Raw genomic sequence first — 23,860 nt, 5'->3', positions numbered from 1 at the left:
GTGGCAAACCGCAGGTCAAGAGCGTGGCGGCAGCCAGGAAACGTTCATGAATGGCCATACGATCGGCTCATGACCTCAGTACTGCTCGCCGAGGACGACACGTCCATCTCCGAGCCTCTCGCCCGCGCGCTGCGTCGCGAGGGGTACACCGTCGAAGTCAGCCCGGACGGCCCGCAGGCCCTGGAGCGCGCGCTCGGCGGAGGCGTCGACCTGATCGTGCTGGACCTCGGCCTGCCCGAGCTGGACGGTCTGGAGGTCGCCCGCCGGGTCCGCGCGGAGGGCCACGGCGTGCCGATCCTGATCCTGACCGCGCGGGCCGACGAGGTGGACACCGTCGTCGGCCTCGACGCCGGAGCCGACGACTACGTGACCAAGCCGTTCCGGCTCGCCGAGCTGCTCGCCCGCGTCCGGGCCCTGCTGCGCCGCGGCAGCACCGAGACGCCGATCGTGCAGGGCGTCCGGATCGACGCCGAGTCGCGCCGCGCCTGGATGGGCGACCAGGAGCTCCAGCTCACCACCAAGGAGTTCGACCTGCTGCGGGTCCTCGTCCGCGACGCCGGGAAGGTCGTCACCCGCGAGCAGATCATGCGCGAGGTGTGGGACACCAACTGGTGGGGTTCCACCAAGACCCTCGACATGCACATCTCCTGGCTGCGCCGCAAGCTCGGCGACGACGCCGGCAGCCCCCGCTACATCACCACGGTGCGAGGCGTCGGCTTCCGGTTCGAGCGCGGCGACTGACGCGCCGCGCCGTCCGAGTCCCGTCCGCCGAGCGATCCGCGCACCCGGCCATGAGCTGCGCAGAGCACATTCCCCGAGCGCCGACCCGAGCCGACCACGCCCCGGCCGCGCCCCGCGCACCCCGTGCGGGCCGCGGCCACAGTGCGGACGGGGCCTCCGCGTCACCGGCCTCCGCGTCGCCGGCCGCTGCGTCACCAGCCGTTGCGTCACAGGCCTCCGTGTCACAGGCCTCCGTGTCACCGGCCGTCGCGTCGCCGGCTGCCGCGTCGCCGGCCGCTGCGTCACCAGCCGTCCGCGCCGTCCGGGGGTACGGGGGTCGTCACCTCCGGCGGCGCGGTCATGTCCCACCCACACGGGAGCCGGGCCGTCCCGAGCGGCTCCGGCGCACCGCCCCTCCCCGAGGAGGCCCGATGAGGCGCCGACTGCTCCTGTCGACGCTCGCCGTGGCGATCGTCGCGATTCTGCTGCTCGGCATACCCCTCGCCTACGCCACCCACAAGCTCATCTACGAGGAGGCGAGGCAGTCGCTGGAACGCGAGGCGTCCTCCATCGTCGGGGGCGTCGGCTTCAGCCTGGAGTCCCGCCAGCCCATCACCCGCGACAAGATCGCCCAGGAGTACCCCGGCCGGTACATCGCGATCACGCTGCCGGACAACCGGACCGTCACCGCCGGGACGCCGCCGCGCCGCCCCGGCGACCAGCTCACCGCCACCGCGGCGGTGTCCGGCGTGCACGTCCAGGTGTCCCAGCCCGCCCAGCAGGTGCGGGACGAGGCGCTGCGGCAGATGCTGCTGATCGGCAGCCTGGCCGCGCTGGGCGTCGCGGTGACCGTCGGCCTGGCGATGTTCCAGGCCCGCAAGCTCACCCTCCCGCTGATCGACCTCGCCGAGACGGCCGACCGGCTCGGCAGCGGCAACGCCCGGCCGCGCCGCCGCCGCTACGGCATCGCCGAGGTCGACCGGGTCGCCGAGGTGCTGGACGACAGCGCCGTCCGGATCGCCGACCTGCTCGCCGCCAGCCGCGAGTTCGCCTCGGACGCCAGCCACCAGCTCCGCACCCCGCTGACCGCGCTCACCATGCGGCTGGAGGAGATGATCGAGGCCGCGGACTACCCCGACGTCGTCCGGGAGGAGGGCGCGGCGGCCATCGCGCAGACCGAGCGGCTGGTCGCGGTCGTCGAGCAGCTGCTCGCCCGCGCCCGCCACGACCGGACCGGCGCCGCCGTCGCCGCGCCGATCGACCGGATCATCCAGCAGCAGGTCGAGGAGTGGCGGCCGATCTTCCGGCGGGACGGCCGGGACATCCGGATCATCGGCGAGCAGGGCCTGGTCGGGCTGACCACGCCCGAGGGGCTCTCCCAGATCGTCGCGACGCTGCTGGACAACTCGCTGGTGCACGGCGACGGCGTCGTCACGATCAACACCAAGCAGGGGGCCAGCTCGGTCGTGGTGGAGATCGGCGACCAGGGCCGGGGCATCCCGCCCGAGCTGGAGCACCGCATCTTCGAGCGCAGCGTCAGCGGCGGCCACGGCACCGGGCTCGGCCTCTACCTCGCCCGCTCGCTGGCCGCCGTGGACGGCGGCCGGCTCGAACTGATCCAGGCCCGCCCCGCCACCTTCGGGGTCTTCCTGCGCCAGGCGTCCGAAGCCCGGCTGGCCGAGGAACGCGTCGTCATCGGCCCGGTGTGAGACCCCGGCCGGTGCGAGATTCCGGCCGCTCTGAGGTCTCGGCCTGGTGGGGAAACCCCGGCCGGTGTGCGGTCTCGGCCTGGCGGGGAAACCCCCGGCCGTGTGCGGCGTCAGCTCGGGTGGGTCTTGCGGGCCGGTGGGGGCCTCGCGGCTCAGGGGGTGCGGCTGAACTCGGCCATGCCCTCGGGCTGCGGCCGGGGCGGCTCGGCGGGCTGCGGGTAGTCGCGGGCGGGGGCGGCGGCGGGGGCGCGGTCCTGCGCGCCGGACGGGTCGGGCAGGCCCGTCGTGGGCGTGACGGGCGGGGCGTCCTCGGGCAGGAAGACCCACTTCTTGTAGGCCCAGTAGCGGAACAGGGTGGCGACCGCCGTGCCGAGGACGAGCGAGGCGTTGTAGGCGATCCAGCCGCGCTGGTCGAGGGCGAACTTGGTGAAGCCCTGGATGAGCCAGGTGATCAGCAGCCCGACGCCGTTGAGGACGAAGAAGGTGACGTACTCGCGGCCCATGCCGCTCTGCTCGCGGTGCCGGAACGTCCAGTAGCGGTTGGCGAGGTAGGAGAAGGTGGCGGCGACCACGGTGCCGACGCCGGTCGAGGTCAGCTCGCCGATGCCGAACCCGACGTGCAGCAGGTTGCCGACCCCGGTCGTGATCACGAAGGCGAGGGCGCCGATGCTGCCGAACTTCGCGAGCTCGTGCACGATGTGCGCGAACCGTCGGTAGAGACTGGCGACAAAGCTCACGAAGGGGAACCGTCCTTCCGGACCTCGGCTACTGGCGTTGCGGTCGGCGGCGACAGGGCTCGGGCACTGGGGCTCCGGCCGGTGCGCGAACCGTCGAGGCACAACGAGGATAGACGCAAGCGGCCTCTGCGACGTCAGAACATGAACGTTTCACCGTACTCGCACAATTCCCTTGCGTTCCCCGAAACCGCCGTTCCTACCTGTTCGGACGCACGGTTTGCCGTAAAGGTTCGCTTTCGGCGCTTCCGGTCATGGCCGGAGTGTCCCGGACGCGCACGACCGATACCCTTCTCTGCGTGAGAGACGCAGCTCAGGGCGGCAGCGCGGGCCGGACCCCGGTGGTCGCGATGGCCGGAGGCGGGCAGCTCGCCCGGATGACCCAGCAGGCCGCGATCGCGCTCGGCGTGTCGCTGCGGGTGCTGGCGGGGTCGGCGGACGACTCCGCGGCCCGGGTGACGCCGGGGACGGTCGTGGGCGACGACCGCGCCGAGGCCGACCTGCTCGCCCTCGCCGAGGGCTGCGACGTGCTCACCTTCGACCACGAGCACGTCCCCGGCCCGCACATCGCCGCCGTCGAGGCGTCCGGGGTGCCGTGCCGTCCGAGCGCGGAGGCCCTCCGGCACGCGCAGGACAAGCTGGTCATGCGGGAGCGGCTGAGCGCCCTCGGCGCGCCCTGCCCCGCGTTCGCCGCCATCCCGGACGAGACGGCCCTCAAGCGGTTCGCCGAAGAGCACGGCCTGCCGCTCGTCCTGAAGGCGACGCGCGGCGGCTACGACGGCAAGGGCGTCTGGGTGGTCAAGGACCTGGACGATCCGGCCGTCGCGGAGCTGCTGGCCAGCGGCACCCCCCTGATGGCCGAGGAGATGGTGGCCTTCCGCCGCGAGATCGCCGCGCTGGTCGCCCGCTCGCCCTACGGGCAGGGCGCCGCGTACCCGATCGTCGAGACCGTCCAGGAGGACGGGATCTGCGTCGAGGTGATCGCGCCCGCCCCCGGCCTGCCCGCCGACCGCGCCGAGGAGGCGCAGCGGCTCGCGCTCGACATCGCCGAGAAGCTCGGCGTGACCGGCCTGCTCGCGGTCGAGCTGTTCGAGACCGCGGACGGCCTGCTGGTCAACGAGCTGGCCATGCGCCCGCACAACTCCGGCCACTGGACGATCGAGGGCGCCCGCACCTCGCAGTTCGAGCAGCACCTGCGCGCCGTCCTGGACCTGCCGCTCGGCTCGACCGAGCCCGCCGCCCGCTGGACGGTCATGGCGAACGTCCTCGGCGGCGACGACCCGGACCTGTACTCCCGCTACTTCCACGTGATGGCGCACGACCCCGGCGTCAAGATCCACTTCTACGGCAAGCACGTCCGTCCGGGCCGCAAGATCGGCCACGTCACGGTCCTCGGCGACGACCTCGGCGACCTGCGGGAACGCGCCCGGCACGCCGCCGACTTCCTGCGCTGGGGCCCGGCCATGAAGGAGCACGCGAAGTGACCGACCCCGCCGCCGCCGTCCCGGCACCCGACGCCGTCCCGGCCGCCGCCGTCCCGGCCTCCGGCGCCGTCCCGGCCCCCGCTCCCGTCGTCGGCGTCGTGATGGGCAGCGACTCCGACTGGCCCGTCATGAAGCTCGCCGCCGAGGCGCTTGCCGAGTTCGGCATCCCGTTCGAGGCGGACGTCGTGTCCGCGCACCGGATGCCGCACGAGATGATCGCCTACGGCTCGGACGCGGCGTCCCGCGGGCTCAAGGTGATCATCGCGGGGGCGGGCGGGGCGGCGCACCTGCCCGGCATGCTCGCGGCCGTGACGCCGCTGCCGGTGATCGGCGTCCCGGTGCCGCTCAGGTACCTGGACGGCATGGACTCGCTGCTGTCGATCGTGCAGATGCCCGCCGGCGTCCCGGTCGCGACCGTCGCCGTCGGCGCGGCCCGCAACGCCGGGCTCCTCGCCGCCCGCATCCTCGCCGCGAACGACGAGGGGCTGCGGGCGAAGATGGAGTCGTTCCAGGCCGACCTGAAGGCCCAGGCCCGGGCGAAGGGCGCCCGCCTCCGCGAGTCCCTCTAGCTCGGCTCGGGCGCTCTAGCCCTTCCGGAGCAGGTCGACGACGCCGGCGGCGCTCTCGGCGCCCCGGCCGTCCGCCAGGAGGCGCTCCATGAGGCCCATGTACGGCGTGAGGAGCTCGGCGCTGACGCCCTGCTCCTCGGCCGTCCTGAGGAGCGTCGCGTTGCCCTCGACCATCATCGCCAGGTTGGAGGTGACGCCGAGCGTGTAGTCGCCGCTCTCCAGCTGGGCGGCCATCCCATTCGCGTACCCGGCCATCGCGGTCAGCCACTCGACCAGCAGCGCGGCGGTCTCCTTCGGCGGGACGCCGGTGCCGCGCATGAGCGCGAACGCGTGCGAGATCCCGCCGAACATGCCCATCATCGCGCTCAGCAGCGCCACGTCGTGCAGCGCGGCCGAACCGGCGTCCCCGCCCACGTAGCGGGCCGCCGCCGGGACGGCCAGCGCGTCGCGGCGCTCCTCGAACAGCGCCTCCGACCCGCTGTAGAACACGTACGCCCCGGCCTCCGGGACGCCGATCATCGGCGGGACGGCCATGATCCCGCCGTCCAGGTAGCGGGCGCCGCGCGCGGTCGCCCAGTCGGAGCGGGCGCGGGCCTGCGCGGGCGTCCCGGTCGTGATGTTGACCAGGTCCTTCCCGGCGAGGCCGGCGTCCGCGAGGGCCTCCCCGACGGACGCGTCGTCCAGCAGGCAGGCGACGACGACCGGGCTCGCGGCCACGGCCTCGGCGGCGGACGCGGCGACGGCCGCGCCCTCGGCGGCGAGCGGCTCGGCGCGGCTCGCGGTGCGGTTCCAGACGGTGAGCTCGTATCCGGCGGCGAGCCAGGTGCGCGCGAGCGCCGTGCCCATCGCGCCGAGGCCCAGCAGAGTGATCTTCTTGTCGGTGCTCATGCCGTCCACCCTGGCCGGTCGTTCGCGGCACGAACAGTACGCACTTCCAGGTGCGTGGTTACCCTGAGGTGAGTGATCACCTTGGGGGAGGGCGGCGGGATGCGGACGATGCGGCGGCCGGGCGCTTACCAGTGCGGGCTGGACGCGGCGATGGACGTCGTCGGCGGCAAGTGGAAGGTGCTCATCCTCTGGGCGCTGGCCGAGCGGACGCACCGCTTCGGCGAGCTGCGCCGCGCGCTGCCGGGCGTGACCGAGAAGGTCCTGGCCGCCCAGCTGCGCGAGCTCGTGGACGACGGCATCGTGCACCGGGAGGAGCTCCCCGAGATCCCGCCGCGCGTCGAGTACTCCCTGACCGAGGCGGGCGTCTCCCTGAACGAGGCGCTGGCCCCGCTGGGCGCCTGGGGCCGCGAGAACGTGCTGGGCGGACGTTCCCACTGACGGGCACCAACGGCGCGGACGCTGGCGGCGCGGGAGCGGGTCGCGCGGGCGTTAGCGGCGGTGCGGGTGCTGGTGGTGCGGGAGCGGGTCGCGCGGGCGCTAGCGGCGGCGGAAGAAGCCCCGTCGCTTGGACGGCTTGTCCGAAGCACGAGACTTGCCGCGGCCGCTGCCGTCCGCCAGCAGCATCGCGACGCCCTGGAGGAACCCCCCGACCTCGGTGGACATGTCGGTCAGATGCAGGTGGTGGCCCTCCGGCGTCCACTCGCCGAGGATCGCGCCGGGCTCGTGCGTGATCGGGTCGATGGCGTACTCCAGCGTGAAGAACCGCGTGAAGGACGTCCCGGACGGCTGGACCATCGCCGCGTAGTACGCCTCCGCCGCCGCGGTCGGCTCCGGCAGCGTGACCAGCAGGAGCCGGTGGTCGCCCAGCTCGATCAGGTTGCCGCGCAGGCCGGCCGACGCGAGGCGCTCGCCGGCGGGCAGATCGTCCCCGACGTCCCGCCAGGTCTTCTCCAGCATCTCGGTGATGTCCCCGGCGGGCGTATTGGCCAACAGCGTCGGGCCGTACTGCTCCGACACTTCCCGCAGCACCGAATGGACGAAGTGGTAATGGTGCCGGCGGAAGCCGACCGGGTCGTCCACGGGCTCGGGAATGTCACCGAGCATCGCGCGGAACTCCTCCGGAAAGGCGAACGTGAGCGACTGCCCATTGATTCTGGTGAGCTGCTCGTATTCGCCCCCGCGCCACCAGTAGACGTGCGGGCTCAACCGGCTCTCGGACGCGCTGAACAGGGCAGCGGTGTCCTCGGCCATGGCGGCGAGAGCGGTCAGAACCGTTCCACCGTCGATCGGATGCAGCAGCACATGGAACTTGTCCGGAATGGAGAAAAGCGCGCCCGCCGCCGGAATCGGCTTCCCGGTCAACTGCCGCGCGACGTCCTCCAGAACCAGGACCCGGCTCGCGGTGAACGCGTTCTGCCCGGTCATCACGTGGTAAGTGCCGCCCTTGTCGGCGTGCACCACCTCATGCTTTCCGACCGGCATCTCCCGCAGATTCCGGAAAGCCAATTCCAGTTGCTCGTCGGCGCCGCCGAGCGCGTTCAAAGACGCCTCGTCCAGCCCTTCGTCGCCGTTCACGGCGATCACCATGTGGAGGCCGGGCAGCACCTCGGGGACGGCGTCGGGCGACTCGTGCAGCTCGTCCGCCGGAAGGAGCATGCCGTAGAGCCTGCCCCGCAGCCCGTCCTCCGCCATCCGCCGCCCGCCTTCCGTCTCCGCCCATGATCAGTATGCGCCCATTATCGGGGCGATCGGCGCATGTCGGGCGTCAGCGGCGCAGGGCCCACTCCACACCGGGGCAACGGTCCATCACGACGTCCAGACCAGCGTCCCGGGCCCGCCTCGCGGCGTCCTCGTCGATCACGCCGAGCGGCAGCCACACCGCCTTCGCCCCGGCCGCGATCGCCTCGTCCACGGCCTGCCCGGCATGCTCGGCGCGCCGGTAGACCCCCACCACGTCGATCTCGTCCGGAACCTCGGCCAGCGACGCGTACCCCCGCTCGCCCAGCACCTCGGCCCCCGCCGGATGCACCGGCACGATCCGCTTCCCCCGCTGCTGCAACAACCGGGCCTGGCTGTAGACCTCCCGCTCCGGATTGTCCCCGAGCCCCACGAACGCCCACGTCCGCGACTCGTTCAGCAACTTCCTGATCACCTGCCGGTCAGCGAATTCCGCACTCATACCCCCCACAACCCCCCGACCCCCTCCCCGCTTCCCACCCACAGCCGGTCGGAGTCATGCCGGCGACCTTCACCCCGATCCAGGGCGCCGGCGCCGGCGCCGTCCTGCCGGCACGAGGTCAGCCCGTGACCTGCGCCGGAGTGAAAGAAACGCTGAGAGGGTCGTCCAGCGTGGCGGCCTCGTCGCCGGTCACATGCAGGACCTGCTTGTACTCGCGTCCTTCGAGCCGGTAGGCCGTCAGCGCGGGAACATCCGCCAGGTCGACGATCCAGTAGTGCTGGACGCCCGCCAGCGCGTAGTCGCGCACCTTGGTGAAGTGGACGGTGTTCCGGCTGCCGCTTTCGGGACGCTGGACCTCGACCGCGAGCAGCACGTCCAGACCGATGATCGCCCTGCGGTCCTCGCGCCGCGCCTCCCCGATCGCCTCGACGTCGATCACCGCGAGATCGGGCTTGTAGATCGACCCGTCCGGCATCTGCACGTCGTAGGGGCCGCGCAACACGAACCCGCCCGGCACCGCCGGTGCGAGCAGCGCTCGCAGATCCTCCACGGCCTCGTCGTGGACGACGCTGGGGCTCAACGGAATCAGCCAGCCATGGACGAGTTCGTACCCTTTGCCCTCATCGGGCAAAGCGTCCAGGTCAGCGATGGTGTTCGGGCCACGGTCGTAACCGTAATCATGCGCGGCGCTCATGAAGGTCCCTTTCACCCAATCCGTCGGGCGGAGCGTCTGCACCTCGTCTCGTGCATGTGCACGCACGCACAGCTTCCCATGTCGGGCAGCCGCATGAGGGCAGCGCTCCGCCAAAAAGCCGGTGTTGAAAATCGCGAGTTGAAATCCCTTTCAGGGGCGGCCGAGGGCTCGGTAGTTCCAGCCGGCCGCGCGCCAGTGGTCGGGGTCGAGGGCGTTGCGGCCGTCGACGATGTTCTTCTCGGCGACGACCTCGGCGAGGGCGTGCGGGTCCATCTCGCGGAACTCCGACCACTCGGTGAGGAGCAGGACGACGTGGGCGCCGCGGGCGGCGTCCAGCGCGGACGGGCCGAAGTCGAGCGCGGGCTGGGCGCGGCGGGCGTTCGGCATGGCCTGCGGGTCGTAGACGGTGACGCGCGCGCCCTGGCCGCGGATGGACGCCGCGACGTCGAGGGCGGGCGAGTCGCGGACGTCGTCGGAGTTCGGCTTGAAGGCCGCGCCGAGGACGCCGACCGTCCGGCCGATGAAGGAGCCGCCGAGCAGCTCGCGGGCGAGGTCCACCATGCGGATCCGGCGGCGGATGTTGATCTCGTCGACCTCGCGCAGGAAGGTGAGCGCCTGGTCGGCGCCGAGCTCGCCCGCGCGGGCCATGAAGGCGCGGATGTCCTTGGGCAGGCAGCCGCCGCCGAAGCCGAGGCCGGGGCCGAGGAACTTGCCGCCGATGCGGTCGTCGTGGGACAGCGCCTCGGAGAGCTTGGTCACGTCAGCGTGCGCCGCCTCGCAGACCTCGGCCATCGCGTTGATGAACGAGATCTTGGTCGCGAGGAACGCGTTCGCGGCGACCTTGACCAGCTCGGAGGTGGGGTAGTCGGCCACGATGAACGGGGTGCCCTCGCCGGTCATCGTGGCGTAGACCTCGCGGAGCGTCTTCTCGGCGAGGGTCGCCGCCTCGGCGTCGGCCGGCAGCCCGACGACGATCCGGTCCGGGTGCAGGGTGTCCTTGACGGCGAAGCCCTCGCGCAGGAACTCGGGGTTCCAGGCCAGGACGGCGTCGGCTCCCGCCGGAGCGCGCTCGGCGAGCTTGCGGGCGAGGCGCGCGGCCGTCCCGACCGGGACGGTCGACTTGCCGACCACGAGGCAGGGCCGTTTCAGGTGCGGCGCGAGCGAGTCGATCGCGGCGTCCACGAAGGACAGGTCGGCCGCGTACTCGCCCTGCTTCTGCGGCGTGCCGACGCAGACGAAGTGGACGTCGCCGAACTCGGCCGCCTCCTCGAACGAGGTCGTGAAGCGCAGCCGTCCGGACGCCAGGTTGCGCTGCAGGACCGGTTCCAGCCCCGGTTCGTAGACCGGCAGGTCACCGGCGGCGAGCCGGGCGATCTTGTCCTGGTCCACGTCGAGGCCGAGGACCTCGAATCCGAGGTCGGCCATGCAGGCCGCGTGCGTCGCGCCCAGGTAGCCCGTCCCGATCACGGTCAGGCGGTGCGTCAAAGCCCTTCCTCCTGTCTAGTCCGTCCCCCGAGGTGTTGCCGCCTCCCTGCGAGGTCTGCCCGCCGAGCGCGGGGTCCCTGCACCGGACGGGGAGTGTACCGGCGGGTAGCATTCGCGCTATGAGTCCCGACTTTCCCGCGTACGCACCGACGGAGGAGCACGAGATGCTCCGCCAGACGGTCCGCGAGCTCGCCGATGCCAAGATCGCCCCGTTCGCCGCGGCGGTCGACGAGGAGTCCCGCTTCCCCCAGGAGGCCCTGGACGCGCTGGTGCAGAACGAGCTGCACGCGGTGCACGTCCCGGAGAGCTACGGGGGTGCGGGGGCCGACGCCCTCGCCACCGTGATCGTCATCGAGGAGGTCGCGCGCGCGTGTGCCTCCTCCTCGCTGATCCCGGCGGTGAACAAGCTCGGCACGGTGCCGGTGCTGCTGTCCGGCTCCGAAGAGCTGAAGAAAAAGTATCTGACTCCGGTGGCCAAGGGCGAGGCCATGTTCTCCTACGCCCTGTCGGAGGCGGACGCGGGGTCGGACGCCGCGGGCATGAAGACCCGCGCGGTAAGGGACGGCGACCACTACGTGCTCAACGGCGCGAAGATGTGGATCACCAACGCCGGAGTGTCGGAGTACTACACGGTCATGGCCGTGACCGACCCGGACAAGGGCGCGCGCGGCATCTCCGCGTTCGTCGTGGAGAAGTCGGACGAGGGCGTCTCCTTCGCCCCGAAGGAGAAGAAGCTCGGCATCAAGGGCTCCCCGACCCGCCAGGTCATCCTGGAGAACGTGCGGATCCCCGCCGACCGCATGATCGGCGCCGAGGGCACCGGCTTCAAGACCGCCCTCGCCACCCTCGACCACACCCGCATCACCATCGCCGCCCAGGCCCTCGGCATCGCCCAGGGCGCGCTCGACTACGCCGTCGGCTACGTCAAGGAGCGCAAGCAGTTCGGCAAGCCCATCGGCGACTTCCAGGGCGTCCAGTTCATGCTGGCCGACATGGCGATGCGCCTGGAGGGCGCCCGCCAACTCACCTACCACGCCGCGATCAAGTCCGAGCGCGCCATGCACGGCGAGACCGTCCCGGACCTGACCTTCGTCTCGTCCGCCTGCAAGTGCCTCGCCTCCGACGTCGCGATGGACATCACCGTCGACGCCGTCCAGCTCCTCGGCGGCTACGGCTACACCCGCGAGTTCCCCGTCGAACGCATGATGCGCGATGCCAAGATCACCCAGATCTACGAGGGCACCAACCAGATCCAGCGCATGGTCATGGCCCGCCAGCTCCTCAAGTAGGCCTGTGAAGTGCGCGAACGCGCCCCGACTCCTTGCGGGAGCCGGGGCGCGGTCGTTTTGAGGGTGGGTCGTCTGCGCACGGGGAGTGGTGCGTCAGTTGGGGACGGGGGCGTTCTGGGCCGTGGTGACGATGGTGGTGGCGTCCTCGGGGAGGAGGTAGCCGTCGTCCACCGACCGCTGGGCCGCCGCCTTCACCTTGGAGACGTAGTCGGCGTGCGTCGGGTACAGGCGGCTGAGGACGGGTTCGGGGACGATCGGCAGGGACGGGTCGGACGGGTCGCCCAGGTCGTGCCGGTCCCAGGCGTCGGCGTCGTGGTTCCACGGGTCGCGGGCGCCGTAGAGGCCGCAGAACGGGCCGCTGTTCCGGATGTCGCGGAGGCCGGTCAGCGTGCGCGTCGGGACGGTGATGTCGGGCAGCCGGACGCCGCCGGACGCCAGGCCCGTGAGCGGGTCGCGCAGGACCGTGCTCAGCGGGGCGCCGCTCGGCGGACGCGTCCCGCCCTGCGCCCAGGAGGTCAGGTGCCGCAGCGCCGCGTTCATCGAGTAGTGGCCGGGGCCGTCGTTGTACGGGGCCGAGCCCGCCGCGCAGTCGGGCTGGGGCGCGGCGTCGCCGACCGACTTCTTCACCGTCGGGTCGCCCAGGTCGTAGGCCCACTGGTCACCGTGCGAGGTCCCCGCCAGCTCCCAGTGGACGACCCGGTCGGTGTCCGGCTGGCGGGCGGCCGAGGCGAGCGGGACGTCGGTCTCGGTGAGGACGACGAAGGCCGGGACCGACAAATCCGTCCGGATCCGGGACGGGTTCGGCACGAGCGCGGTGTCGGCGAGGTCGCCGCTGATCGGCGCGGCGACCGCCGAGTTGCTGTGGATCATGAAGCCGTCGTAGACGCCCGCCACGGGATGGACGGCGTCGGCGTAGGTCGTCATGAACAGCGCCGACTGGGACTCGCCGTCCGCCAGCAGCGTCCGGATCTTGAGGCCGCCGAGCGGGTCCGGGCCGGCGGGATGCCGCAGGGCCCGTCCGGCCTGGGAGAAGATGTCGTAGGAGTAGGCGTCGCCGGGATGCACCAGGCTGCCGTAGCGGGCCGGGTCCCAGCCCTTGAGGCCCTTGACGTCCCCGAGCCCGCCGTTGACGCCGACCGCCTGCGCCGAGACGCCGACCCACGCGTAGCCCTTGCGCAGCAGCTCGTCCCGCTCGAACCAGTAGTCCGGCGAGATGTCGATCTGCCCGCTCACGTTGAGCCACTCGACCACGACGGTGCCGTTGAACTTGGACGGGTCGGACGGCCGCCGCACCAGCAGCCGCGTCTTGTAGGCCGCCTGTCCGGACGGCCGGACGCCCCACCGCCCGTCCGAGGTCCAGATCCCGGACGGGGCGTAGGACGTGGCGGTGCCCGCGAGGAAGTACTCGCTCTCGGTGTAGCCGAACGACCCGAGGTCCTCGGCCGCCGCGAGGAACGGGAACCCGTGGCTCCCCGAGGGCGGAACGCTGATCGTCGGGTCGCCGGTGTCGGCGCGGGCGGACGACGGGACGGCGGCTAGCGCGAGGGCGAGCACCGTCCCGGCGGCGGCGGCGATGGCCCGCCGCCAGGGGCTACGGACGGGAGTGCGCACAGGTGGCCTCCGAGAACCAGGGGACAGGGAAGCACAGTGTCGATCGCCCGTCCGCCGCCCCAAATCCGTGAATCCACCAGTTTCGCCGGGGACGGCGCGTTTCCGGTCTCGGGCAGGTGCTCGGTCAGCCGGGGGTTCCGGGAGGGGGGAACGGGCCCGGCGTCCCTCGAAGGTGGTGGTCGAAGAAGGAGACCAGCAGCCGGTCGGGGACGGTGACGGTGTCGTGGGCCGACGGGCCGCGGGCTCGCGCGAACCGGCGCGCCAGCACGGCTTTGTCGCTGACGAACGTCTCCGGCAGGAACCCGCGCAGCACGAAGTCGTAGAGCGGTTTGGCGGAGCTGTAGGAGTAGGCGTAGGCCGTCCGGTCGCGTTCCGCCTGGTCGGAGCCGAAACCCCGGGCCCGGTCGTCCGCGCGGAGCAGCATGATCGGGCCGCGGACGGACGCCGCGGACTCGATGCCCTCGACCGGGCCGCCCCCGAGGTCCGCGGCGGCCCTCACGCGGCGGTCCCGCGCGGTGAGCTCCGCCGCCACCGCGCCGCCGAAGGAGTTCCCGAACGCGCCGACGCGGCCGGGGTCGAGGTGCGCGCGCCAGGGCGAGCCCGCGGCCAGGAGCCGGTCGATCACGGTCGAGGCGTCCCGCAGCCAGTAGTCGGCCACCCGGCGGCGGACCGGGACGGCCGCGCCCGGGTCGGGCGTGGACAGCGTGGGATCGCGCCCGGCGCGGGTCTGGCGCACGACCCGGTGGCCGAGGACGGTGAAGTCGGAGCAGTCGGTGGGCCAGACGGCCGCGACCGCGTACCCGTGGCTCGCGATGTCCTCCAGCGTGGACGTGTAGTACTGCGCGGGCGTGCTCCAGCCCGGAAGGAAGACCAGCAGCGGCGTCCGGGACGCGGCGGACGCGCCGTCCCGCAGGTGCGGCCGGACCATCTGGTTGAGCAGGAAGGCGGGCACGTGCATGTCCGCCGCCACCGGCCCCGCGAGCCGTCCGGGCGCGTAGGGGGACGCCGGGCCGGACCTGACGGCGGGGTACAGGAGCGTCACCGCGACCTGCCGCGGGGAGGTGGGGGAGTCGCCCAGACCGTCCGGGACGTTCTCGGTGAAGGTCAGCCGGGCGCGCCCGACCGGAGCGGGGCCGGAGGGGGCGGGCAGCCGGGCGTGGTCCGACGTCCACCAGGTCAGGCCGGTTCCGGCGAGCACGACGAGGGCCCCGGCGGCTCCGATCCACACGAACCCGCGGCGGCGGAGGCGGCGGCGCCGTCGCTCCGGGACGGCGGGGGACGGCCGGACGGCGGGACCGCCCGCATCGGCGGTCATGCCGTCATGATGAACCTCCGGCCCGTCCCTGGCTCGGGTCCCCGGTGTCCGGGGGCGGTCACTTGCAGAGTTTGTCGCTGGCGGTCTTCGCTTCGACCTGCTTGTCGGCGGTGGGGGTCGTGGAGGGGGACGAGGTCGGGGCGATCTTGACCTTCTTCGCGCCCGTCCAGTCCTCGCCGACCAGGACCTGGAGGTGGGAGCCGAGGCTGTCGACCTGCTTCAGCTTCGCGCCGGGGATGGCGGCGGCGAGGGTCTTGGCGGAGTCGGCGCGGCCCGGGCCGTACTGGATGAGGGTCGTGCTGCGGCCGCGCTCGGCGATGCCGGGGACGACCGTGGCCTGGAAACCGGCGTCGCGCAGGTCGCCGCCGGCGCGGGCGGCCAGGCGCGGGGTGCCGACGGCGTTCAGGACGCGGACCTGGATGTCCTTCGGCGCGACGGTCGGGCCGTCCGGCTTGGCCGAGGGCGTCGCGGACGGCTGGGACGCGGACGGCGCCGGGGACGGCTCGTCCGTCATCGGCTTGTCGTGCCGGATCCGGGAGAACAGGTCGCCCGCGGCCGACTCGTCCCACTGGACGGTCGACTGCGGCTGCGGCGAGTTCCACAGGACGGTGTTGAAGCCCGGATTGGACAGCGGGACCTTCGCGAAGGTCACGCGGTCGGTGGACACGCCCTTCATCTGGTCGGCGAGCTTCGGGAGGTCCTTGGCGAGCTTCCGGTCGACGCGCAGCGAGTGCAGGGCCGCGTTCAGGAACTTCGTCGACTTCACCGGGTCGCTCAGCGTCCTGCTGCTGAGGGCCTGCTTCATCAGGGACGCGATGAACGCCTGCTGGCGGTCGATGCGTCCGAGGTCGGTGCCGTCGCCGAGGGTGTAGCGGGCGCGGGAGTAGGCGAGCGCCTGGAGGCCGTCCACGTGCGACTTCCCGGGCGGGAGCTGGAGCCCGGACTTCGGGTCGTTCACGGCCTGCTCGGTGCAGACGTCCACGCCGCCGAGCGAGTCGACCATGTTCACGAAGCCGTAGAAGTTGACCTCGACGTAGTGGTCGATCGGGACGTTCGTGGCCTGCTTGATCGTCGCGACGGTGAGGTCGGGGCCGCCGAACTGGTAGGCCCAGGTCAGCTTGCCGTAGCGGCCGGGGACGTCCGCGCCCTTCGGCCCCTCCGAGCCGTTCGACTTGTGCGAAGGGATCATGACGTAGGAGTCGCGCGGCAGGCTGACCACGGTGACCTTGTCGTGGTCCCGGTTCACGTGGACGAGCAGCATCGTGTCGGACCGCTCGCCCGGCTCGTGCCCGAGCTTCGCCTTGCGCTGCTGCTCGCGGGTCAGCCCCTCGCGCCGGTCGACCCCCGCGACGAGGATGGTCATCGCGCCCTTCGGCGCGTCCTTCCCGCCGCCGAGCCCGCCGACCGACACCTTGTCGATCGTCCCGGTCACGTAGTTCTGGAACGCCCACGCGCCGCCCGAGGTGAGCAGCACGAACGCCGACATCGCCCCGGTCACCGCGAGGAACCGCCGCTGCCGGCGGGCGCTCATCACCGCGCGCGGCCCGAGCCCCGGCGGGGTGCCCCGGTCCGGACGGCGCGGCCCGCGCGGGGCGTCGACGGTCACCCGAGGCGCGGGCACGCCGTCCACCGTCACCCCGTCGATCTCGCCGTCCTCGGCGGCGGGCGCGCCGGCCGGCACCCCGCCCGGCCGGGGCCGGAAGTACCGCTCCAGCGGGTCGTCCCCCCGCCGCGAGCCGCCGCGGTTCGAGTCGTGCCCGTCCGTCATGCTGGCCGCCGCCTCCTGAACACCGCTTGCCGACGCGAGTCCGCACCACTCTAAAGTGGACGACACCGATTCGTTCGCTACCTGGACCTCGTGTCCTTGCAGTAACGTGGCGCCGACTTGACCCGCCTTGACCCCAGGACCCGATGAACCCGCCTTCGCACACCCAGAGCGACCTGCAGGACGTCCGTTCCGCCCAGCCGGCCGAACGGACCTGGCCTGCGGTGTCGGTGGTCATGCCGGTGCTGAACGAGGAACGCCACCTCGACGACGCGGTCCGGCACATCCTGACGCAGGACTACCCCGGCGAGCTGGAGCTGGTGCTCGCGATCGGGCCGTCCCGCGACCGGACCGAGGAGATCGCGCACCGGCTCGCGGCCTCCGACCAGCGGATCCGGGTGGTGGCGAACCCGACCGGGCGGACGCCGCAGGGCCTGAACATCGCGATCCGCGCGTCGCAGTACTCGATCATCGTCCGGGTGGACGGGCACTCGCTGCTGCCGCCGGACTACGTGCGGGCCGCGGTCGAGACGATGGAGCAGACCGGCGCGGACAACGTCGGCGGGATCATGGCCGCGGAGGGCGTCACGCCGTTCGAGCAGGCCGTGGCGCGGGCGATGACCTCCAAGCTGGGGGTGGGGAACGCGCGGTTCCACACCGGCGGGGAGCCGGGCGAGGTCGAGACGGTGTACCTCGGGACGTTCCGGCGCAGCGCGCTGGAGCGGGTGGGGTACTACGACGAGACGTTCGTCCGGGCGCAGGACTGGGAGATGAACCACCGGATCCGGCAGACCGGCGGACGGATCTTCTTCACGCCGCGGATGAAGGTCACCTACCGGCCGCGGCCGAACCTGCGGGCGCTCGCCAAGCAGTACTTCCACACCGGGCGCTGGCGCCGGGTCGTCGGACGCGAGCACCAGGGCACGCTGAACCTGCGCTACCTCGCGCCGCCGCTCGCGGTGGTGGCGATGGCGGCGGGCGCGGTCGTGGGGCTGTTCGGGTTCTGGCCGGGCTGGATCCTGCCCGGCGGGTACGCGCTGGCGATGATCGCCGGGGCGGCCGTCGAGGGGCGCGGGCTGCCGGTCGCGGCGTGGGTGCGGCTGCCGCTGGTGTTCGCGACCATGCACGTCTCGTGGGGCGTGGGCTTCCTGACCAGCCCGCCCGGACTGGGACAGCCCAAACCGAACAAAAGCTAATAATTTTCCTGAACCGGACTGTGATCAGTCGCGTCCGAGGGCTAGGTTGACCGATCAAGCTCAGCCCCCTCGGAGGTGGGTCCCTTGTCCAACGGAGCCCGGCACGGACTCGGCGTACTGGCGGGGATCGCCTCGATCCCCGCGCTGGGCGCCCTACTGATCTTCGGCGCCCACCGGATCCTCCGGCAGCGGAACGGGATCTCGGTCACCTACAGGGACGTCGGGGTCGGGGACGGGCTGATCGTCCTCGGCCTGCTCCTGGCCGGCGGGCTGCTGGTCGCGCTGCTGTGCGGGTCGCGGCTGTCGCCGCTGGCGTCGCTCATCGCGGGCCTGCCGCTGCTGGCGTACGGCGGCTGGTGGGCGGTGCGGCCGATGAAGGCGATGGTGAACCTCGCCCACGTCCCCGGGGCCAAGGGGGAGCGCGGCGTGGACGTCCAGTTCGTCGCGCAGAGCGGGCTGCTGGTCGTCATCGGCGCGGCGCTGGTGTTCGCGTCCTTCCCGCCGTCGCGCTGGCGCTCCCGCACGGCGGACGAGCCGCGCCCGTACAACGGCTCTGCGGCGGCGCAGCGTCCGGTCCACTCCGCGTGGGGCGCCCCGCCCGCCGAGCCGCCCATGGAGGCGCGGCACGAGGCCCCGCCGCTCTACGGCCGCCACGACGCCCCCGCCCCGCCGTCCGGCCCCGGCGTTTCGCCGTCTGGACATGGGGTTTCGCCGTCCGGGCCCGGAGTTTCGGCGTCCGGGCCCGGGGTCTCGCCGTCCGGGCCGGCTGGTCCGCCCGCGCCGGGTGGGGGAGGACGGCACGCCGCGGGCGGCGGCCAGGACCCCAAGGGCGGCGAATGGACGCAGATCTACGGCGGCGGCTCCAGCTGACGCTCCTTCTCCGTCCGCAGAGCGCGCCCCCGCGACCTCAGCGGACGGCCGCCAGGACGCCCGGGACGTCGTTGACGACCATGGCGTCCACCCCGGCGGACGCGTAGGACGGCGCGGCCTCGGCGGTCGGGCACCACGCCATGAACGCCAGGCCCGCCTTGTGCGCCGCGTCCACGACGTGGTCCAGCGGGCGCAGCCGCGTGTCCGGGTGCTCGAACCCGCAGGACGCGGTGTGCACGGCGACGGCCTGGAAGCCGAGCCCGGCGGCGGCCGGGACGCCGTGCCACAGCGGGAACCGCAGCCACGTCAGCAGGCCCAGCGGGACGCCCGGCAGCTCGTCCTTCAGGTAGGTCAGCAGGGACGGGTCGAACGAGGTCACCAGCAGCGGACGGCGGCGGGCCTCGCGGCGCAGGATCGGCGCGAGCAGCGCGCCGGTGCGGCGGGACGGCGCGTCCACCGCGTCCTCCAGGATCGTCTTCACGTCCACGTCCACCGCGATCTCGGCCGGCAGCTCGGCGAAGACCTCCTCCAGCCGCGGCAGGCCGGTCGCCTCGGCGGTCTGCTCGACGATGAACGCGCCGTCCGGGGTGGTCGGGTCGTGCCGCAGGACGAGGGCGTCGTCGGCGGTCCGGGTGACGTCGATCTCGACCCAGGACGCGCCCGCGCGGGCCGCGGCGAGCAGCGAGACCAGGGTGTTCTCCGCGACGGGCGTGCCGCCCGCGTCCGGGAGCGTGCCCGCGCCGAGGCCGCGGTGGCCGATGACGGCGGGCGGGCTGTCGAAGATCATGAATCCTCCGCGGCGAGGTGCTCGGCGATCACGATGTCGAGCGGATGGGTGACCTTGAGGTTGCGCTCGTCGCCCGCGACGACGGTGATCGGGACGTCCGGCAGGTACCGGTGCACGATCCCGCAGTCGTCGGTCGCGCGCAGCGCCGGGTCGGCGAGGGCCAGCTCGTAGGCCTTGCGGACGGTGCCGAGCCGGAACCCCTGCGGCGTCTGGAACCGCACGAGCGACTCGCGCGGCGGCATCGCGGCGACCATCCCGCCGCTGACCTCCACGATCGTGTCGGACGACGGCACGCCGACCGCGACCGCCTCGTACCCGTCCAGGCCCGCGAGGACCCGGTCGATCACGGCCCGGTCCACGAACGGCCGCGCGGCGTCGTGGAACAGCACGCGGGTGTCGTCCGGACGGCCCGCGAGGGCGCGCAGCGCGGCGGCGGACGACGCGGTGCGCGTCCCGCCGCCCTCGATCACCCCGCTGACCTTGCGGAACGGCGCCACCAGCGCGGCGGCGTCGCGCAGGTGCCCGGCGGCCATCACCACCAGCACCTCGTCCACGCGGGGATGCCCGTCGAACGCGGCCACCGACATCGCGAGGATCGGCCGTCCGCCGACCTCGATGAGCTGCTTGGGGCGGCCCGCGCCCATCCGCTGCCCGATGCCGCCCGCGAGCACCACCGCGACCGTCGCCATGGCCTTCCCTCCGTCACCGCGCCCGCCGCGCGCCCACCCTGCCGCGCGCCCACCCTGCCGCGCGGCCACTCTGCCGCGCGCCGAGTTCGCCGCGCGCCGAGTTCGCCGCGCGGCCACTGACCAGCGTGCCGTTCGCCGCGCCGCACCGCACTGCGCCGCGCGTCGCCGTCCGCGCCGTTCCGCGTCCGTGTCGCCGGAGCGCGGCTCGACCCGTTCCGGATCTTTTCTACCGGACACGCCGCTCTGACGCGGACGGTCGTCCAATCACTACTCTCTGTAATCGACCCAGCACCGAACGGCCGGAGGCGCCGATGACCCTCGCCGTGATCGTCGCGACCGCGCGGGCGGACGGCCCGGACCCGCTCCCGACCGCCACCCTCCCCACCACCGACGCGCCTCCCGACACCGCGCCCGCCACCGCCGGCGACGACGCGTCCGCCGTGGACGGCGCGTCCATCGACGACGGCGCGTCCGGTGGGGGCGGCGTGTCCGGCGGGGACGGCGCGTCCATCGACGACGGCGCGTCCGCGGGCGGTGGGGCGGACGGCCGGGTCAGCGTGCTGACCCGCCTGGTCGGGCAGCTCGGCCGACTCGGTGTGGAGAGCCACGTGATCACCCGTCCCGAGCTCGCCCCGCACCTCCGCAAGGACGGCCACGACCCGGTCGAGTGCGAGGACACCGCCGCCGACCTGCGGGAGACGGCCCGGCTCGCGCGCCGCGCCCGAACGTCCGTGGTGCTGCTGCCCGGCGACCTCGTGATCAACGACGAACAACTGGCGCGCCTCGTGTTGGACGCGGCGCCCCGGCCCGCGACCGCCGCGACCGTCCGGCCGTCCGGTGCGACGACGCGGCCCGTCCGGGTGGACGCATCCGGACGCGTCGTCGCGGCGGGCTCCGCGTTCCACCGCGTGTCCGCGCCCACGGCGGACTTCCCCGGCGCCCTCTGCATCGGCGGACAACGCACCGGCCAGGCGGCCGATCTGGCCGAGAACCTCGCCGCCCTCCTGGAACTGCCCGGCGGGCTGCCCACGTTCACCACACTCCCCGCGCCCGCCGACCTGCCCGCGTCCGCCGAGTTGCCCGCGTCCACCGAGTTGCCCGCGTCCGGGGCGCTGCCCGCGTCCACCGAGTTGCCCGCGTCCGGGGCGCTGCCTGCGTCTGGCGCGGTGCCTGCGTCTGCCGCGGTGCCTGCGTCTGGCGCGGTGCCTGCGTTTGCCGTGGTGCCTGGGGCTGCCGCGCTTCCGGAGGACGGCTACGACGCGCTGGAGCTCCTCTTGGTCGGCCTCGTGCGCGCGGGGGTGCCGGTCGCGGCGCAGCCCGTGCCGCCGGAGCTGGTGTGCCGCCGCGTCCGGACGGAGAAGTCTGCCCAGGCGGCCGTGAAGGAGGCTCAGGCGGTCGACGAGGACCGGGTCCGCCTCCGGGCAGCGATCAAGAGCGACGACGGCTGGTTCGCCACCTACGCCGTCAGCTCCTGGTCGCCGATGCTCGTACGCCGGGCCGCGCGGCGAGGCCTCACGCCGAACGCGGTGACCGTCGCCTCCGCGGGAGTCGCGGTCTGCGCCGCGCTGGCGTTCGCCGAAGGCAGCCGGATCGCGATGCTCGCCGGGGCCGTCCTGTTCTACTTCGCGTTCGTGCTGGACTGCGTGGACGGCCAGCTCGCCCGCTACACCCGCGCGTTCAGCCCGTTCGGAGCCTGGCTCGACGCGATCCTGGACCGTGTCAAGGAGTTCGCCGTGTACGCCGGCCTCGCCGTCGGCGCCTCCGCCGCAGCCGCCTCCGCCGCCGCAGCCGCCTCCGCCGCCGCAGCCGCCTCCGCCGGAGCTGTGTCCGCCGCAGCCGCGTCCGCCGCAGGCGCATCCGCCGCGTTCGCCGGAGCCGGGTCTGCCGGCCCGTCCGCCGCCGCTGGGTGGGACGGCGTCCTTCGGCCCGGCAACGCGTGGGTGCTCGCGGCGGCGGCGCTGACGGTCCTGACCGTCCGGCACATGATCGACTTCGCGTTCGCCGACCGGCCGCGGCCCGCCGTCGCGGACGCCCCGGCCGTGCCCCTCACCGTCGCGGACGACCCGCGCGCCGACGCCGCCCCGCCCCGGCCCTCGCGCCGTGTCCCGGCCCTGACCCGGGCCAGGAAGATCATCGTGCTCCCGATCGGGGAGCGCTTCGCGCTGATCTCGCTCACCGCCGCGCTCGCGACCGCGCGCGTCACCTTCGCCGCGCTGCTCGCCTGGAGCTGTCTCGCGGGCTGCTACACCCTGACCGGACGAGTGATGAGGGCCTTGCGTCAATGACCGCCACCGACCCCACCGACCCCACCGACCCAGCCGCACCTGCCGATTCCGTCGATATCGTCGTTGGCGAAGAGACCATCAACGAGCCCGAAGAGACGCCAAGGCAAGAGCCGCTCGACGCCGGAACGGCGATGCTCAGGGCCTACCGGGACGACGGGCCGATCTGCATCGGGCTCGGCATCCTGTCGCGCGGGCTGCTACCGCCGCTGCCGGGCGCGCTGCTGGCGCTCGTGGCGTCGTCGGTGCTGCTCGCGACGGGTCTGGGGGAGCAGCGGTCGGCCGCGCTGTTCGCGCCCGCGATGGTCCTGCTGCTGACGGGCCCGGCGTCCAGGCACGGGCACACCGGACGTCTCGACTGGCTCGTTCCGCCGATCATCCGCGCCATCGAGTATGGTTACCTGGCCGTACTGGGGTTCGCGCAGGGCGTGCCCGCGCCGCTGGTCTTCCTGCTGCTCGGGGTGCTCGCGTTCCACCACTACGACACCGTGTACCGCACCCGCCAGGGACACTGGCCGGCGGATTGGCTGTTCCCGGCCGGGCTCGGCTGGGAGGGGCGGATGCTCCTGGTCGCCTTCTTCGGGCTCTCCGGGCTCCTTCCGTTCGCGTACGCCGCGCTCGCCGCCTACCTTGGCGTGTTGTTCGCGTGCGAGAGCGCCGTGAGCCGGGCGCAGACCGCCCGCGGTCGCGGCGTGATGGCCGACCTGGAGGAAGAGGGAACATGATCGGGATGGTGCTGGCGGCGGGAGCGGGCCGGAGGCTGCGCCCCTACACCGACACGCTGCCGAAGGCCCTGGTGCCGGTGGACGGCGAGACCACCATCCTGGACATCGCCCTCGGGAACCTCGCCGAGGTCGGGCTGACCGACGTGGTGATCGTCGTCGGCTACCGGGCGTCCGCCGTGGAGGAGCGCAAGGACGCGCTGGAGGAGAGGTACGGCGTCTCGATCACCCTCGTCCACAACGACAAGGCCGAGGAGTGGAACAACGCCTACTCGCTGTGGCTCGCCCGCGAGCACTTCGCCAAGGGCGTCCTCCTCGTCAACGGCGACACCGTCCACCCGGTGAGCGTGGAGAAGACGCTACTGGCGAACCGCGGACCGGACATCCTCCTCGCCGTGGACAACGTGAAAACTCTCGCCGACGAGGAGATGAAGGTCATCCTCGACGGCGAGGGCAGCCTCCAGCGGATCACCAAGCTGATGGACCCGGCGACCGCCGACGGCGAGTACATCGGGGCGACGCTGATCGAGCCCGCCGCCGCCGAGGCGCTCGCCGACGCGCTCAAGGCGACGTGGGAGGGCGACCCGGACCTCTACTACGAGGACGGCTACCAGGAGTTCGTGAACCGCGGCGGCAAGATCGGCGTCGCGCCGATCGGCGCGGTGGCGTGGGTCGAGGTCGACAACCACGACGACCTCGCCAAGGCCCGCGAGATCGCCAAGGGCTACTAGCCGCGGCGCCGCCGCCGCGTCACCCGCGTCCGGGGAGCGGCGGCGACGCGCATCGCGGCGGCGGCCGCAAAGGCACACCACCGGCGCGACCGGCACACCCGGCGCACCGCGGGCCGCGCTCCCGGACACCCGCCCCTGACC

The 23,860-nt window shown here is 73.1% G+C and carries 22 protein-coding genes; 11 read left to right on the top strand and 11 right to left on the bottom strand.

The window, feature by feature from the left end; translation table 11 throughout:
• Positions 1-69: 69 nt before the first annotated feature.
• Complete coding sequence (locus ACFPCY_RS24745; RefSeq protein ID WP_019629095.1) at positions 70-741, top strand: response regulator transcription factor; 672 nt, start codon at positions 70-72, stop codon at positions 739-741.
• A 410-nt stretch (positions 742-1,151) separates the two neighbouring features.
• Positions 1,152-2,429: an ATP-binding protein gene (locus ACFPCY_RS24740; RefSeq protein WP_378258975.1), complete on the top strand. Its 1,278-nt coding sequence runs from the start codon at positions 1,152-1,154 to the stop codon at positions 2,427-2,429.
• Between the two features lie 152 nt (positions 2,430-2,581).
• On the opposite strand, the gene ACFPCY_RS24735 is transcribed toward ACFPCY_RS24740, so the two are convergent.
• Positions 2,582-3,166 (bottom strand): GtrA family protein, encoded by a 585-nt coding sequence (locus tag ACFPCY_RS24735; RefSeq protein ID WP_378258973.1) that lies wholly within the window; start codon positions 3,164-3,166, stop codon positions 2,582-2,584.
• A gap of 296 nt (positions 3,167-3,462) precedes the next feature.
• Between ACFPCY_RS24735 and ACFPCY_RS24730 the strand changes: the two genes are divergently transcribed.
• Together ACFPCY_RS24730 and purE are read left to right on the top strand one after the other, a co-directional pair.
• Positions 3,463-4,647: a 5-(carboxyamino)imidazole ribonucleotide synthase gene (locus ACFPCY_RS24730; RefSeq protein ID WP_378258971.1), complete on the top strand. Its 1,185-nt coding sequence runs from the start codon at positions 3,463-3,465 to the stop codon at positions 4,645-4,647.
• Positions 4,648-4,748: 101 nt separating this feature from the next.
• Positions 4,749-5,216: a 5-(carboxyamino)imidazole ribonucleotide mutase gene (purE, locus tag ACFPCY_RS24725; protein ID WP_378259369.1), complete on the top strand. Its 468-nt coding sequence runs from the start codon at positions 4,749-4,751 to the stop codon at positions 5,214-5,216.
• Positions 5,217-5,231: 15 nt separating this feature from the next.
• On the opposite strand, the gene ACFPCY_RS24720 is transcribed toward purE, so the two are convergent.
• A complete protein-coding gene (locus tag ACFPCY_RS24720) occupies positions 5,232-6,104 on the bottom strand; it encodes an NAD(P)-dependent oxidoreductase (protein ID WP_378258969.1) in 873 nt (290 codons plus the stop codon).
• A gap of 99 nt (positions 6,105-6,203) precedes the next feature.
• On the opposite strand from ACFPCY_RS24720, the gene ACFPCY_RS24715 reads away from it, so the two are divergent.
• Positions 6,204-6,542, top strand: a complete 339-nt coding sequence (locus ACFPCY_RS24715) for a winged helix-turn-helix transcriptional regulator (RefSeq protein WP_378259367.1) — start codon at positions 6,204-6,206, stop codon at positions 6,540-6,542.
• 99 nt (positions 6,543-6,641) lie between these two features.
• Here the strand turns inward: ACFPCY_RS24715 and ACFPCY_RS24710 are convergent, their stop codons facing one another.
• The 4 genes from ACFPCY_RS24710 to ACFPCY_RS24695 form a co-directional block, all read right to left on the bottom strand.
• The gene (locus tag ACFPCY_RS24710) at positions 6,642-7,796 is read right to left on the bottom strand and encodes a DUF1444 domain-containing protein (RefSeq protein ID WP_378258967.1); all 1,155 of its coding nucleotides are present in this window, start codon (positions 7,794-7,796) and stop codon (positions 6,642-6,644) included.
• A 73-nt stretch (positions 7,797-7,869) separates the two neighbouring features.
• Complete coding sequence (locus tag ACFPCY_RS24705; RefSeq protein WP_378258965.1) at positions 7,870-8,283, bottom strand: CoA-binding protein; 414 nt, start codon at positions 8,281-8,283, stop codon at positions 7,870-7,872.
• 118 nt (positions 8,284-8,401) lie between these two features.
• Positions 8,402-9,019 (bottom strand): Uma2 family endonuclease, encoded by a 618-nt coding sequence (locus ACFPCY_RS24700; protein WP_378258963.1) that lies wholly within the window; start codon positions 9,017-9,019, stop codon positions 8,402-8,404.
• Between the two features lie 108 nt (positions 9,020-9,127).
• A complete protein-coding gene (locus ACFPCY_RS24695) occupies positions 9,128-10,462 on the bottom strand; it encodes a UDP-glucose dehydrogenase family protein (protein ID WP_378258962.1) in 1,335 nt (444 codons plus the stop codon).
• Between the two features lie 119 nt (positions 10,463-10,581).
• On the opposite strand from ACFPCY_RS24695, the gene ACFPCY_RS24690 reads away from it, so the two are divergent.
• Positions 10,582-11,751, top strand: coding sequence for an acyl-CoA dehydrogenase (locus ACFPCY_RS24690; RefSeq protein ID WP_378258960.1), 1,170 nt, complete (start codon positions 10,582-10,584; stop codon positions 11,749-11,751).
• A 93-nt stretch (positions 11,752-11,844) separates the two neighbouring features.
• Here the strand turns inward: ACFPCY_RS24690 and ACFPCY_RS24685 are convergent, their stop codons facing one another.
• The 3 genes from ACFPCY_RS24685 to ACFPCY_RS24675 form a co-directional block, all read right to left on the bottom strand.
• Positions 11,845-13,362, bottom strand: a complete 1,518-nt coding sequence (locus tag ACFPCY_RS24685) for an alpha/beta hydrolase domain-containing protein (protein WP_378258959.1) — start codon at positions 13,360-13,362, stop codon at positions 11,845-11,847.
• Between the two features lie 124 nt (positions 13,363-13,486).
• The gene (locus ACFPCY_RS24680; protein WP_378258957.1) at positions 13,487-14,677 is read right to left on the bottom strand and encodes an alpha/beta hydrolase; all 1,191 of its coding nucleotides are present in this window, start codon (positions 14,675-14,677) and stop codon (positions 13,487-13,489) included.
• Between the two features lie 58 nt (positions 14,678-14,735).
• Complete coding sequence (locus ACFPCY_RS24675; protein WP_378258955.1) at positions 14,736-16,445, bottom strand: LCP family protein; 1,710 nt, start codon at positions 16,443-16,445, stop codon at positions 14,736-14,738.
• 143 nt (positions 16,446-16,588) lie between these two features.
• Here ACFPCY_RS24675 and ACFPCY_RS24670 point away from each other — a divergent pair, with 143 nt between their 5' ends.
• Positions 16,589-17,638 (top strand): glycosyltransferase family 2 protein, encoded by a 1,050-nt coding sequence (locus tag ACFPCY_RS24670; protein ID WP_378258954.1) that lies wholly within the window; start codon positions 16,589-16,591, stop codon positions 17,636-17,638.
• An 84-nt stretch (positions 17,639-17,722) separates the two neighbouring features.
• A complete protein-coding gene (locus ACFPCY_RS24665; protein ID WP_378258953.1) occupies positions 17,723-18,508 on the top strand; it encodes a hypothetical protein in 786 nt (261 codons plus the stop codon).
• Between the two features lie 37 nt (positions 18,509-18,545).
• Here the strand turns inward: ACFPCY_RS24665 and ACFPCY_RS24660 are convergent, their stop codons facing one another.
• Together ACFPCY_RS24660 and ispD are read right to left on the bottom strand one after the other, a co-directional pair.
• Positions 18,546-19,295 carry a glycerophosphodiester phosphodiesterase gene (locus tag ACFPCY_RS24660; protein ID WP_378258951.1) on the bottom strand — a complete coding sequence of 250 codons (750 nt, stop codon included), beginning with the start codon at positions 19,293-19,295 and terminating at the stop codon, positions 18,546-18,548.
• Positions 19,292-19,984 (bottom strand): 2-C-methyl-D-erythritol 4-phosphate cytidylyltransferase, encoded by a 693-nt coding sequence (gene ispD / locus ACFPCY_RS24655; protein WP_378258949.1) that lies wholly within the window; start codon positions 19,982-19,984, stop codon positions 19,292-19,294. Before ispD ends, ACFPCY_RS24660 begins: the two co-directional genes overlap by 4 nt.
• Positions 19,985-20,295: 311 nt before the next feature.
• Here ispD and ACFPCY_RS24650 point away from each other — a divergent pair, with 311 nt between their 5' ends.
• Genes ACFPCY_RS24650 through ACFPCY_RS24640 form a run of 3 tightly spaced genes read left to right on the top strand, consistent with a single transcriptional unit; the run spans position 20,296 to position 23,719 of the window.
• The gene (locus tag ACFPCY_RS24650) at positions 20,296-22,269 is read left to right on the top strand and encodes a CDP-alcohol phosphatidyltransferase family protein (RefSeq protein WP_378258947.1); all 1,974 of its coding nucleotides are present in this window, start codon (positions 20,296-20,298) and stop codon (positions 22,267-22,269) included.
• A complete protein-coding gene (locus ACFPCY_RS24645) occupies positions 22,266-22,991 on the top strand; it encodes a DUF5941 domain-containing protein (RefSeq protein WP_378258946.1) in 726 nt (241 codons plus the stop codon). Before ACFPCY_RS24650 ends, ACFPCY_RS24645 begins: the two co-directional genes overlap by 4 nt.
• Positions 22,988-23,719, top strand: coding sequence for a phosphocholine cytidylyltransferase family protein (locus ACFPCY_RS24640; protein ID WP_378258944.1), 732 nt, complete (start codon positions 22,988-22,990; stop codon positions 23,717-23,719). Before ACFPCY_RS24645 ends, ACFPCY_RS24640 begins: the two co-directional genes overlap by 4 nt.
• The last annotated feature ends 141 nt before the right edge of the window (positions 23,720-23,860 follow it).

Origin of the sequence: Actinomadura gamaensis, from assembly GCF_042652125.1 — a bacterium.
Lineage (GTDB): Bacteria > Actinomycetota > Actinomycetes > Streptosporangiales > Streptosporangiaceae > Spirillospora > Spirillospora gamaensis.
This window is presented reverse-complemented; position numbering and strand designations above follow the sequence as displayed.

What these genes read in the sequence shown, in the direction of transcription:
- ACFPCY_RS24640 (WP_378258944.1), top strand. Translation starts at nt 22,988, where the DNA reads ATGATCGGGATGGTGCTGGCGGCGGGAGCGGGCCGGAGGCTGCGCCCC.
- ACFPCY_RS24675 (WP_378258955.1), bottom strand. Translation starts at nt 16,445, where the DNA reads ATGACGGACGGGCACGACTCGAACCGCGGCGGCTCGCGGCGGGGGGAC.
- ACFPCY_RS24745 (WP_019629095.1), top strand. Translation starts at nt 70, where the DNA reads ATGACCTCAGTACTGCTCGCCGAGGACGACACGTCCATCTCCGAGCCT.
- ACFPCY_RS24670 (WP_378258954.1), top strand. Translation starts at nt 16,589, where the DNA reads ATGAACCCGCCTTCGCACACCCAGAGCGACCTGCAGGACGTCCGTTCC.
- ACFPCY_RS24690 (WP_378258960.1), top strand. Translation starts at nt 10,582, where the DNA reads ATGAGTCCCGACTTTCCCGCGTACGCACCGACGGAGGAGCACGAGATG.
- ACFPCY_RS24715 (WP_378259367.1), top strand. Translation starts at nt 6,204, where the DNA reads ATGCGGACGATGCGGCGGCCGGGCGCTTACCAGTGCGGGCTGGACGCG.
- ACFPCY_RS24740 (WP_378258975.1), top strand. Translation starts at nt 1,152, where the DNA reads ATGAGGCGCCGACTGCTCCTGTCGACGCTCGCCGTGGCGATCGTCGCG.
- ACFPCY_RS24650 (WP_378258947.1), top strand. Translation starts at nt 20,296, where the DNA reads ATGACCCTCGCCGTGATCGTCGCGACCGCGCGGGCGGACGGCCCGGAC.
- ACFPCY_RS24660 (WP_378258951.1), bottom strand. Translation starts at nt 19,295, where the DNA reads ATGATCTTCGACAGCCCGCCCGCCGTCATCGGCCACCGCGGCCTCGGC.
- ACFPCY_RS24680 (WP_378258957.1), bottom strand. Translation starts at nt 14,677, where the DNA reads ATGACCGCCGATGCGGGCGGTCCCGCCGTCCGGCCGTCCCCCGCCGTC.
- ispD (WP_378258949.1), bottom strand. Translation starts at nt 19,984, where the DNA reads ATGGCGACGGTCGCGGTGGTGCTCGCGGGCGGCATCGGGCAGCGGATG.
- purE (WP_378259369.1), top strand. Translation starts at nt 4,749, where the DNA reads ATGGGCAGCGACTCCGACTGGCCCGTCATGAAGCTCGCCGCCGAGGCG.
- ACFPCY_RS24710 (WP_378258967.1), bottom strand. Translation starts at nt 7,796, where the DNA reads ATGGCGGAGGACGGGCTGCGGGGCAGGCTCTACGGCATGCTCCTTCCG.
- ACFPCY_RS24720 (WP_378258969.1), bottom strand. Translation starts at nt 6,104, where the DNA reads ATGAGCACCGACAAGAAGATCACTCTGCTGGGCCTCGGCGCGATGGGC.
- ACFPCY_RS24705 (WP_378258965.1), bottom strand. Translation starts at nt 8,283, where the DNA reads ATGAGTGCGGAATTCGCTGACCGGCAGGTGATCAGGAAGTTGCTGAAC.
- ACFPCY_RS24645 (WP_378258946.1), top strand. Translation starts at nt 22,266, where the DNA reads ATGACCGCCACCGACCCCACCGACCCCACCGACCCAGCCGCACCTGCC.